We start from the raw sequence: 11,426 nt of genomic DNA on the forward strand, positions 1-11,426 counted from the left end.
CGCCTCCCGCCGCTCGCGGTTGCGGCCGGCGCGCACCGGTCGTAGCCGCACCCTGCCCCTGACCTGCCCCCGCCCCGGCCTCTGTCCCGGGTGCGGGGCCGGTCGGGGCCGCCCCCGGTCAGCCCGGCCGATCCGGTGGGCGGCCGACTTTGCGGGAGCGGCAGGGGCCGTTCGGTGTGCCCGTACGGCCGTCCCGTGTGACTCTGGAGCGGAGCTGTTCCGCCGCCGGGATCCCCGCGGATGCCGGCCGTTGGAAGGGACCGTCGTCCGTGGCCGCTCCGCTCCCGCCGTTCCACCGCCCCGCTCGCTCCCCCCACCGCTTTCCGCGCCGCTCGCCGCGCAGTTCGCCGCGCCGCGCCGCGCCGCCCCGCCGGCTCGCCGCCGGGGCGACCCTCGCCCTCCCGCTGCTGCTCACCGCCGTGCTGCCGGTCGCCGCGCAGGCCGATCCCACCGACGGGAGCCGGCCCACCCAATCCGCGTCCGGGCCGTCGCACCCGCAGCTGCGGCCGATACCCGAGCCCGGCAGGACGCCCACCGACCCGGGCAGCGCCGGGACGGACCAGGGCGCGGCCGGGACCACCGGCGGCACCACGCTCGGGGGCGGGACCGCCGGCCGGCCCGGCCCGGCCGGTGCGCCCGGATCGCCCCCGGCGGTGCCGCCCCCGGCGGTGCCGCTCCCGGCCGCCACCGCCACCGCCGACCAGCCCTCGCCCCAGCAGAACGGCAAGCCCGGCACCGATCCCAGCGGCGCGGCCACCGTCCCGTCCGCCACCCCGCCGGGCTCCCCGTCGGACCCTCCCACCGCGACGGCGGTCCACCCGGCCTCCCCCGCCCCACCGGGGGCCGTCCCGACCGACCCGACCGATGACCCGACCGACCCGACCGACTCGACGGAGTCGGCGGACTCGAACGCCCCGCTCGACCCGGGAGCCCCGGCCCACGACCAGACCCCCGGCCAGGGCACGAACGCGCTGACGCTCGGCGACCCGTCGGCGGCGCAGACGCCGGCCGGTCCGGCCCGGGGCACCGGCGACCCGTCGGCGAGCGCCCCCGCCACCGCCCCGCCGACCACCGCCGGGCCGGTCGCCGGGCCGCCGGTCGCCGGGCCGGCCGCGGTGGTCCCGGCGGGCGCGCCGGCCCCGGCCGCCGCCGTCCGGTTCAGCGGCCCGGTGGTGCTGGTGCTGCCGATGGGCGCGGGACTGGTGCTGATCGGTCTGGGGCTCGCCCTGGTGGGTCTGCGACTGCGCCGCGGTTGAGGCCCCGAGCTGCGCCCGGCGGGTCGGTCGGTTGACCCTGCTCAGCGCGGAAGCATATGAAGGGGGTATGACGAAGCCGCTGAACGAACGGCCGGAGCACGAGCCGTATCAGGGATCGACCGGGTCGAACGGGCGGTCCGAGGAGAACCCGCAGGTGCTGATCGTCGGCCCGGACGGCCTGGCGGTCGGCGGTGCCGCCGGGCGGCTGCACGACCGGTCCGCGGGCGAGGGCGGCGAGCAGCGGGAGCTGCCGGTGACCGAGATGGTCGAGCAGCCCGCCAAGGTCATGCGGATCGGCAGCATGATCAAGCAGCTGCTGGAGGAGGTCAGGGCGGCGCCCCTGGACGAGGCGAGCCGGGCCCGGCTGAAGGACATCCACGCCAGTTCGATCAAGGAGCTGGAGAAGGGCCTGGCCCCGGAGCTGGTCGAGGAGCTGGAGCGGCTGTCGCTGCCGTTCACCGAGGACAGCATCCCCACCGAGGCCGAGCTGCGGATCGCCCAGGCCCAGCTGGTCGGCTGGCTGGAGGGCCTGTTCCACGGCATCCAGACCGCGCTGTTCGCCCAGCAGATGGCGGCCCGCGCGCAGCTGGAGCAGATGCGCCGGGCGCTGCCGCCGGGTGTGCTGGGCGATTCGGAGGGCGACGAGCCGGGCGAGGGGCGCGGTATCCGTTCGGGTCCTTACCTGTAGCACCTCGGGCTGACCGGCCCTCAGCGCCGCGCCCCTGCGGGTTTCGCCGGGGCGCGGGGCCGATACCCTGACGCCGGGTGTTCCCACCCACGTCTCAGAGACCACCATTCACGGCGGTGGCCGACCGGTCGCGCCGAGGGGGAAGCAGAGGACCATGAGCGAGGACGGCATCGCCGGAGTGGACCAGCCGCAGCCGCAGCTGCACTCGCTGGGTAACGGCCGGTACGTGCTGCAGCACCTGCTGGGGCAGGGCGGCATGGCCTCGGTCCACCTGGCCCACGACAAGGTGCTCGGCCGCCCGGTCGCGATCAAGACGCTGCACACCGAGCTGGGTCGCGAGTCGTCGTTCCGCGAGCGGTTCCGCCGCGAGGCGCAGGCGGTGGCCCGGCTGCAGCACACCAACATCGTCACGGTGTACGACAGCGGTGAGGAGGTCTTCGCCGACGGTGCGACCGTGCCGTACATCGTGATGGAGTACGTCGAGGGCCAGTCGCTGCGCGACGTGCTGAACCAGGCGATCGCCGAGCACGGCGCGATGCCCACCGAGCAGGCGCTGAAGATCACCGCCGCGGTGCTGGCCGCGCTGGACGTCTCGCACGACCAGGGGCTGGTGCACCGCGACATCAAGCCGGGCAACGTCATGGTGAACACCAAGGGCGTCGTCAAGGTGATGGACTTCGGCATCGCCCGGGCCATGCAGTCGGGGGTCACCTCGATGACCCAGACCGGCATGGTGGTCGGCACCCCGCAGTACCTGTCGCCCGAGCAGGCGCTGGGCAAGAGCGTGGACGCCCGCTCCGACCTGTACTCGGTCGGCTGCATGCTCTTCGAACTGCTCACCGGCCAGCTGCCGTTCGACGGTGACTCGCCGTTCTCGATCGCCTACAAGCACGTCCAGGAGGAGCCGCCGGCGCCGTCCGGCCTGAACCGCGCGGTCACCCCGGCGGTGGACGCGCTGGTCGCCCGGGCGCTGCGCAAGGACCCGGCGCACCGGTTCCCGACCGCCGAGGCGATGCGCGAGGAGGTCGAGCGGGTCGCGGCCGGCGAGAAGACGGGCGGCACGCCGCTGATGGCCGGCCCACTGGTGATCGGCCAGGGTCCGTCGGCCGCGCACTCCTCGGGGCTGAAGAACTTCGCGCCGGTGCCCGGGGACATCAACACCCCGACCCCGCAGGTGCAGCAGCCCTACCAGCCGCCGCAGGCCGGGCCGTACGGGCCGCAGACCCCGCCGCCGGCGCAGTACCCGACTCCGCTGGGCCAGCAGCAGTTCCAGACGCCGCCGCCGGCGCAGTACCCGACACCGATGGGTCAGCAGCAGTTCCAGACCCCGCCGCCGGCCTTCGCACAGCCGACGCCCACTCCGGCGCCGATGCCGGTCCACGGGGGCGGCTTCGCCCCGGTGAAGGCGAACAGCGGCAACGGCTGCTCGACGGCGCTCGTGGTGGTCGGTGTGATCATCGGTGTGATCATCCTGTTCATCATCATCATCGCCATCGTGGTGACCAAGACCGACAGCTCCAGCAGCAGCCTGCCGAGTCTGACCGCGCACGTGGCGCAGTTGTTGCCGGACCAGGCGCAGCGGTAGTCGTCGCACGCCTGCGGCCGCCGCGCGCATTCGGGGTGCGGGGGCCGGAGGCGGTAGCGTTCTGGGAAGCGAATCGAAAGGGCGACCGCGACCAGAGCGTTCGACCCGGGGCGAGGAGTAATGGCACAGACGCAGCAGCCGGGCGACGGCGAGGGAGAGCCCGAGTCCTTCGCGGGTACCGGACCTGGCCGAGGCGATGACGCCGACGAGGCGGTCACCCTCCCCCAGCCGCCTTCGGCCGGGGGTACCCCCTTGACTCCGATGCCGAGCGCCGCGGAGGGGACCACGGCCGCCCGCGCGGCCGACCAGCCGGCCGGTGCGCCCTTCGGCGGCCCGGCCACTCCGGGCCGGGGCGTGTCCGCCCTCGGCACCCTCGGTGGCGGCCGCTACCGGCTGACCCACCGCCTGGGCCGCGGCGGCATGGCCGAGGTGCTGGCCGCCCAGGACATCCGGCTCGGCCGCACGGTGGCGGTCAAGCTGCTCCGCGCCGAGCTGGCCCAGGACGAGGTGGCCCGGCTGCGGTTCACCCGTGAGGCGCACTCGGTCGCCTCGCTCAACCACCACTCGATCGTCGCCGTCTACGACACCGGCGAGGAGCTGGTGGACGGGGAGTCGACGCCGTACATCGTGATGGAGCTGGTCGAGGGCCGCACGGTCCGCGAGCTGCTGGTGGCCGAGGAGGCGCCGCCGGTCGACCAGGCGCTGATCATCATCGCCGGGGTGCTGGAGGCGCTGGACTACAGCCACCGGCACGGCATCGTGCACCGGGACATCAAGCCGGCCAACGTGATCATCACGACCACCGGCGCCGTCAAGGTGATGGACTTCGGCATCGCCCGGGCGCTGGCCGGTGAGGCCACCACCATGACCCAGACCGGCATGGTGATGGGCACCCCGCAGTACCTGTCGCCGGAGCAGGCGCTGGGCAAGCAGGTGGACCACCGCTCCGACCTGTACGCGGCCGGCTGCATGCTCTACGAGCTGCTGGCGCTGCGCCCGCCGTTCACCGGCGACACCCCGCTCTCCGTGGTCTACCAGCACGTCCAGGACGCGCCGGTGCCGCCGTCCCAGGCCAACTCCCGAGTGCCGTGGCAGCTGGACGAGTTGGTGCTGCGCTCGCTCGCCAAGAACCCGGACGAGCGGTTCCAGAGCGCCGCCGAGTTCCGCGCCCACCTGCAGCACGCGCTGCGCGAGATGCACTCCGCGTCGGGCGGCTACCCGACCACCGTGCTGGGCGGCGGCACCCCCGCCGACGGCACCGCGGTCACCCAGCTGCTCGGCGGCGTCGGCGACCGCACCACGGTGCTGCCCTACGGTTCGGCGGCCGGCGGTTACCAGGGCGGCCCCTACCAGGGGGGTCCGTACCAGGGCGGCGGCCCGGGCGGTGGCGGCGGGCAGGGCGGCTACGGCGGTGGCGGTCAGGGCGGCCACGGCGGGGACGACGGCTACGGCGAGCCCCGGCCGGGCGGCGGCCGGCGCCGGTTGGCGGCCATCGCGGTCGGCGTGGTGCTGGTGGTCGCGGCCGTGATCGGCATCGCGATGGCCTCCCAGAACAACCACAACGGTGGCGGCACGACCGGTGGGAGCTCGGTGGCGCCGAGCGCCCCGGCCTCGGACACCCAGTCGCCGAGCGACGAGCCGACCAGCGACAGCCCGAGCCTGGCCCCGACCACGGCCCCGTCCACGCACGGCCACGCCTCGAACACCCCGACGTCCTCCAGCGGCGACGGGTACACCAGCCAGCCGACCTCCCGGGGCCACTCCAGCCCGACCGCGACGTCGACCGGGGAGGCCACGGCCACCGGCGAGCCCAGCCCGACCGGCGGTGCGTCGTCGACCGCGTCCTCGGGCTCCACGGCGACCGGTGAGCCGACCTCGGGCGGCGGCACCACCGCCGCACCGCCGAGCATCCCGGTGCCGACGAAGACCATCGGCGGGCCGCCCAGCGGAGCGGCCTCGCCGCAGTAGCGACCGCGGGCGCCGACCGGCAGTGAGCCGGCCGGCGCCCGCTGCCATGAGTCGGCCGGTCAGTTCACGAACGCGTCCAGCACCTGCTCGTACTCCTGGCACCACCAGACGGTCTGGGCGGCAGCGGCCGGGAAGAGCGGATCGGCCCGCCGGTCGGCGCGCTGGTAGCGCCAGCGCAGCATCCAGAAGTCGTTGAGCCGCTCCCACCAGACCCGGTGCACCGCCAGCGCCAGCTCCGCGGCGTCCGCCCCGGTCGCCGCCCGGTAGCCGCGGGCGTAGCGGCGCACCCGGGCCAGGTCCAGCACGCCGGTCACCGGGTGGTTGAAGACCAGGGTGGCCGCCCGCACCGCCTCCTCGGCGCGCGGCCGCACCCGCAGCCGGTCCCAGTCCAGCACGGCGGTCACCCGGTCGCCCAGGTGCAGCAGGTTGAGCCCGTGGAAGTCCCCGTGCACCCAGCCGGACCGGCCGATGGCGGTGGGGCGGGGGCGCCGGTGCCGGTGGCCGACCAGCAGGTCGAGCCGCTCGGCCAGCCGGCGTTCGGCGAGCCGGTCGAAGGCGCCGTACGGCCGGTGCCGGGCGGCCAGGCCGCGCAGCTCGGCGATCAGCGCGGCGGTGGTGTCCGGGTCGGCGCTGGGCAGGGTGGTGGGCTGGGTGACGGGGGCGCAGACCTCGGCGAGCGCGCCGTGCAGTCGGCCGAGCAGGGCGCCGAGCGCGGCGCACCGGTCCGGGCCGAGCTCGGCGCCGGTGCGGTGCCGCCCCGCCGCCCAGGGGTAGAGGGCGAACCGGCGGCCCAGCACGGTGGTGACGGTGCGGCCGGTGCGGTCCGGCAGCGGCGGCGGCACCGGCAGGCCGAGGGCGGCCAGCCGGGTGGTGGCGTGGTGCTGGGCGGCGATCGCGGCCTGGGTCGCCGTGGTCTGGTCGACGTAGCACTTGAGGAAGTAGCGGCCGGTGCTGGTGGTGATCCGGTAGCTGCGGTTGAGCAGTCCCTCGGCGACCGGCTCGACGGCCAGCACCCGGCCGGTCCGGTAGCGGCGCAGCACCCGCTCGAGGGCCCAGCCCGGGATCGGGGGGCTGAGCGTGCCGACCGGTGGTGCGTCCGCGTCGGGCCCGTCGATCTCGGCGAAACCGGCTGCAAACGCGACAATCTGACTCTCTGTCACGCCCGTTGATCGTAGTGAAACGGGCTGATCACCGTCCGGTTGGCCGGATGTGCCCAATCGGTGATCGAAAGCTGCCTCAGTGCTGCTGATCCCTGCCCAGTCGTGCGACGTAGGCGGCCGCCTGGGTGCGCCGCTCCATGCCGAGCTTGGCCAGCAGGCTGGAGACGTAGTTCTTCACCGTCTTCTCGGCGAGGTGCAGTTCGCCGCCGATCTGCCGGTTCGTCAGGCCCTTGCCGATCAGCTCCAGGATCCGCCGCTCCTGCCGGGTGAGTTGCGCCAGCTTCTCGTCCTTTGGCTCGCCGCCGGTGCGCAGCCGTTCCAGCACCCGCGAGGTGGCCGCCGGATCGAGCAGCGACTTGCCGGCCGCCACGTCGCGCACCGCCGAGAGCAGGTCGGTGCCGCGGATCGCCTTGAGCACGTAACCGGAGGCGCCGGCCATGATCGAGTCGAAGAGCGAATCGTCGTCGGAGAACGAGGTGAGCATCAGGCAGCGGACCCCGGGGTGGCGGGAGCGCACCTCGCGGCAGACCTCGATTCCATTACCGTCCGGTAGCCTCACGTCCAGTACCGCGACGTCGGGCAGCACCGCGGGGATCCGGCTGAGCGCCTCGGCCGCGGTGCCGGCCTCGCCGACCACCTCGATGTCCGGTTCTGCGGACAGGAGCTCACGAACTCCGCGTCGGACAATCTCATGATCATCCAGTAGGAAAACCCTGATTTGTCCGTTTTTGCTCATTGACAAATGCTCCCATACCCCCACAGGGATGATCTATCGCCCGCACTGCCGGTCCGCACAATCCGTCCGAGCAACCCCCTTACGCGAAAGGCCGCGCCCGGATAGCGTGCGCAGGTGTCCTGACGTGCGCCCCCGGGAAGGCTGACCGCCACCCGGTTCCAGCCCCACCCGGTCGGAAAAGTAGGACGTCCTAGCGCAGGAGCGCCCAACGCGCTCGCTGGGTAACGTTCTCGTGGGAAAGCCGTCGGCAAAGGATCACCGCCTGCCACGTCATCGGCCGCTCACCCGGTGCGCCGAGCGCGGAGGTGACCGGACCGGCACCGGCGACCCCGGGCGGCCGGACAGACCGAGGAGTGAACGTGACCGTCAAAAGCACGTCGAGGGCGCGCAAGAAGGCCGCCCCCGGCGTCCCCGACAGCGCCCGTACCGGGCAGGACGCCCCCGCTGAGCTCGTGCAGTTGCTCACCCCCGAGGGCGACCGGGTGGAGAACCCCGAGTTCCCGCTCACCGTCAGCCCGGAGGAACTGCGCGCGCTCTACCGCGACCTGGTCCTGGTGCGCCGGTTCGACGGCGAGGCCACCGCGCTGCAGCGCCAGGGCGAACTGGGCCTGTGGGCCTCACTGCTGGGCCAGGAGGCGGCCCAGGTCGGCAGCGGCCGCGCGATGCGCGAGGGCGACTACGCCTTCCCCACCTACCGCGAGCACGGCGTCGCCTGGTGCCGCGGGGTGGACCCGCTCAACCTGCTCGGGATGTTCCGCGGCGTGAACCACGGCGGTTGGGACCCGAACGAGAAGAACTTCCACCTCTACACCATCGTGATCGGCTCCCAGACGCTGCACGCGACGGGCTACGCGATGGGCATCACCAAGGACGGCGCCGAGGACGCGGTGATCGCCTACTTCGGCGACGGCGCCTCCAGCCAGGGTGACGTCAACGAGGCGTTCACCTTCGCCTCGGTGTACAACGCGCCGGTGGTGTTCTTCTGCCAGAACAACCAGTGGGCGATCTCCGAGCCCACCGTCAACCAGACCAAGATCCCGCTGTACCGCCGGGCCTCCGGCTTCGGCTTCCCGGGCGTGCGGGTGGACGGCAACGACGTGCTGGCCTGCCTCGCGGTCACCCGCTGGGCGCTGGACCGGGCCCGCAACGGCGGCGGCCCGGTGCTGATCGAGGCGTTCACCTACCGGATGGGCGCGCACACCACCTCGGACGACCCGACCCGCTACCGCTCCGCCGAGGAGACCGAGGCCTGGAAGGCCAAGGACCCGATCGCGCGGCTGCGGGCCCACCTGGAGAAGGAGGGCCTGGCGGACGAGGAGTTCTTCGCCGCGGTCGACACCGAGAGCGAGGCGCTCGGCCTGCGGGTCCGGGAGGGCGTCCGTTCGATGCCGGACCCGGACCCGACCCTGATCTTCGACCACGTGTACGCCGAGCCGCACGCCCTGGTGGAAGAGGAGCGGGCCGAATACGTGGCCTACGCGCAGTCGTTCGAGGGTGGGGAGTAAGTCCGACCATGTCCAAGCTCACCATGTCGAAGGCCATCAACGAGGGCCTGCGCAAGTGCCTGGAGACCGACCCCAAGACCGTGATCATGGGGGAGGACGTCGGCAAGCTGGGCGGCGTCTTCCGCGTCACCGACGGCCTGCAGAAGGACTTCGGCGAGGACCGGGTGATCGACACCCCGCTCGCCGAGTCCGGGATCATGGGCACCGCGATCGGTCTGGCGCTGCGCGGCTACCGGCCGATCGTGGAGATCCAGTTCGACGGCTTCGTCTACCCGGCCTTCGACCAGATCGTCACCCAGCTGGCCAAGATGCACGCCCGTGCGCTCGGCCACGTCAAGATGCCGGTCACCGTCCGGATCCCGTACGCCGGCGGCATCGGCGCCGTGGAGCACCACAGCGAGTCGCACGAGGCCTACTTCGCGCACACCGCGGGCCTGCGGGTGGTCACCCCGTCCAACCCGGACGACGCGTACTGGATGCTGCGGCAGTCGGTGGAGTCCGACGACCCGGTCATCTTCCTGGAGCCCAAGGCCCGCTACTGGGACAAGGCGGAGATCAGCGCGGCCCCCGTGCTGGACCTGCACGCCGCCAAGGTGGTCCGCCCCGGCACCGACCTGACGCTGCTGGCCTACGGCCCGATGGTGAAGACCTGCCTGGAGGCCGCCGCGGTCGCCGAGCAGGACGGTCACCGCATCGAGGTGGTCGACCTGCGCTCGCTCTCCCCGGTGGACTTCGCCACCCTCGCCGAGTCGGTCAAGCGCACCGGCCGGGCCGTGGTGGTGCACGAGGCGCCGGTCTTCATGGGCATGGGCGCCGAACTGGCGGCCCGGCTCACGGAGCAGTGCTTCTACCACCTGGAGGCGCCGATCCTGCGGGTCGGCGGCTACTTCGCGCCGTACCCGCCGTCCCGGGTCGAGGAGCAGTTCCTGCCCGACCTGGACCGGGTGCTGGACGCCGTCGACCGCGCGCTGGCGTTCTGAGAGGGAGTGGGTCCATGACCACCGAAGTTCGCTCACTCCGTGAGTTCAAGATGCCCGACGTGGGCGAGGGGCTGACCGAGGCCGAGATCCTCAAGTGGTACGTCCAGCCGGGTGACACCGTGACGGACGGCCAGATCGTCTGCGAGGTGGAGACCGCCAAGGCCGCCGTCGAGCTGCCCATCCCGTTCAACGGGACGGTCGAGGCGCTGCACTTCGCCGAGGGCACCACGGTCGACGTGGGCACCGCGATCATCGCGGTCGCGGTGGCCGGCGCCGCTCCCGCCGCGGCTCCGGCTGCCGCGGCTCCGGCCGCGCCGGCCGCCGCGCCGGCCGAGGAGACCGAGCCGGAGCGCCGCGAGGTGCTGGTCGGCTACGGCCCCCGCACCGGTGCGGCGCAGCGCCGGGCCCGGCGCACCGCCCCGGCCGCCCCGGTGGCCGCCGCTGCTCCGGTCGCGGCTCCTGCCCCCGCTCCGGCTCCTGCCCCCACGCCTGCTCCGGTCGCCGCGCCCGCCCCGGCGGCCCAGGTCACCGAGCGCCCGCTGGCCAAGCCGCCGGTGCGCAAGCTGGCCAAGGACCTCGGCGTCGACCTGCGCACCGTGGTGCCGACCGGCAAGGACGGCGTCATCACCCGCGAGGACGTGCACGCGGCCGCCGCTCCGGCGCCGCAGCCGGCGCAGCCGGCCACCCCGCCGCCGGTCGAGGCGCCGGTCGCCGACGCCGCGCCGGTCGAGGTGCCGACCGCCCCGCTCGCCACCGGCCTGGACGTGCGGATCCCGGTCAAGGGCGTGCGCAAGGCCACCGCGCAGGCGATGGTCTCCTCCGCCTTCACCGCGCCGCACGTCACCGAGTTCGTGCAGGTCGACGTCACCCGCACGATGAAGCTGGTGCGCGAGCTCAAGGAGAGCGGCGAGCTGGGCGCCGGCGTGCGGGTCTCCCCGCTGCTGCTGGTCGCCAAGGCGCTGCTCACCGCGGTGAAGCGGTACCCGGAGATCAACGCGGCCTGGGACGAGGCCAACCAGGAGATCGTGCTCAAGGGGCAGGTGAACCTGGGCATCGCGGCCGCCACGCCGCGCGGCCTGATCGTGCCGAACATCAAGAACGCCGGTGCGCTCACGCTGCCCGCACTGGCCACCGAGCTGGGTTCGCTGATCGAGACCGCCCGGCAGGGCAAGACCTCGCCGGCCGCCATGACCGGCGGCACCATCACCATCACCAACGTCGGCGTCTTCGGCGTCGACACCGGCACCCCGATCCTCAACCCCGGCGAGGCCGCCATCCTGGCCTTCGGCGCGGTGCGGGAGCTGCCGTGGGTGCACAAGGGCCGGGTGGTGCCCCGCCTGGTGACCACGCTGGCGCTCTCCTTCGACCACCGCCTGGTCGACGGCGAGCTGGGCTCCAAGGTGCTGGCCGACGTGGCCGCCATCCTGGAGAAGCCCAAGCGGCTGATCACCTGGGGCTGACGCTCCGCACGCCGCACGGACCGGGGGCCCCGCGGCCGGTGGGATTCGCCGGCCCCGGGGCCCCCGGCGTCTCCTGCCGCCCTCATCG

Annotated in this window: 9 protein-coding genes; 7 read left to right on the forward strand and 2 right to left on the reverse strand. The window is 73.8% G+C overall.

The genetic code is table 11. The features are described 5' to 3' along the window. The first annotated feature begins 269 nt into the window (after window positions 1-269). The 4 genes from LN042_RS13485 (at window position 270) to LN042_RS13500 (ending at window position 5,497) form a co-directional block, all read left to right on the forward strand. A complete protein-coding gene (locus LN042_RS13485; RefSeq protein ID WP_230051397.1) occupies window positions 270-1,256 on the forward strand; it encodes a hypothetical protein in 987 nt (328 codons plus the stop codon). A gap of 67 nt (window positions 1,257-1,323) precedes the next feature. Next, window positions 1,324-1,944, forward strand: a complete 621-nt coding sequence (locus LN042_RS13490; protein ID WP_230051398.1) for a bacterial proteasome activator family protein — start codon at window positions 1,324-1,326, stop codon at window positions 1,942-1,944. Window positions 1,945-2,098: 154 nt separating this feature from the next. Further along, entirely contained in the window at window positions 2,099-3,529 is a 1,431-nt protein-coding gene (locus tag LN042_RS13495; protein ID WP_230051399.1) for a protein kinase domain-containing protein, read from the forward strand. Between the two features lie 261 nt (window positions 3,530-3,790). Continuing rightward, window positions 3,791-5,497, forward strand: coding sequence for a protein kinase domain-containing protein (locus LN042_RS13500; RefSeq protein WP_372495731.1), 1,707 nt, complete (start codon window positions 3,791-3,793; stop codon window positions 5,495-5,497). Window positions 5,498-5,556: 59 nt separating this feature from the next. Here LN042_RS13500 and LN042_RS13505 read toward each other — a convergent pair whose 3' ends face one another. Both LN042_RS13505 and LN042_RS13510 read right to left on the reverse strand, forming a co-directional pair. Further along, complete coding sequence (locus LN042_RS13505; protein WP_230051418.1) at window positions 5,557-6,561, reverse strand: phosphotransferase; 1,005 nt, start codon at window positions 6,559-6,561, stop codon at window positions 5,557-5,559. 172 nt (window positions 6,562-6,733) lie between these two features. After that, window positions 6,734-7,393 (reverse strand): response regulator, encoded by a 660-nt coding sequence (locus LN042_RS13510; protein ID WP_230051400.1) that lies wholly within the window; start codon window positions 7,391-7,393, stop codon window positions 6,734-6,736. A gap of 359 nt (window positions 7,394-7,752) precedes the next feature. Between LN042_RS13510 and pdhA the strand changes: the two genes are divergently transcribed. Genes pdhA through LN042_RS13525 form a run of 3 tightly spaced genes read left to right on the forward strand, consistent with a single transcriptional unit; the run spans window position 7,753 to window position 11,338 of the window. Next, window positions 7,753-8,898, forward strand: coding sequence for a pyruvate dehydrogenase (acetyl-transferring) E1 component subunit alpha (gene pdhA, locus LN042_RS13515; protein ID WP_230051401.1), 1,146 nt, complete (start codon window positions 7,753-7,755; stop codon window positions 8,896-8,898). Window positions 8,899-8,906: 8 nt separating this feature from the next. Then, entirely contained in the window at window positions 8,907-9,878 is a 972-nt protein-coding gene (locus LN042_RS13520; protein WP_230051402.1) for an alpha-ketoacid dehydrogenase subunit beta, read from the forward strand. A 14-nt stretch (window positions 9,879-9,892) separates the two neighbouring features. Next, entirely contained in the window at window positions 9,893-11,338 is a 1,446-nt protein-coding gene (locus LN042_RS13525; protein ID WP_230051403.1) for a dihydrolipoamide acetyltransferase family protein, read from the forward strand. The last annotated feature ends 88 nt before the right edge of the window (window positions 11,339-11,426 follow it).

It is taken from the genome of Kitasatospora humi, assembly GCF_020907985.1.
Classification (GTDB): Bacteria; Actinomycetota; Actinomycetes; order Streptomycetales; family Streptomycetaceae; genus Kitasatospora; species Kitasatospora humi.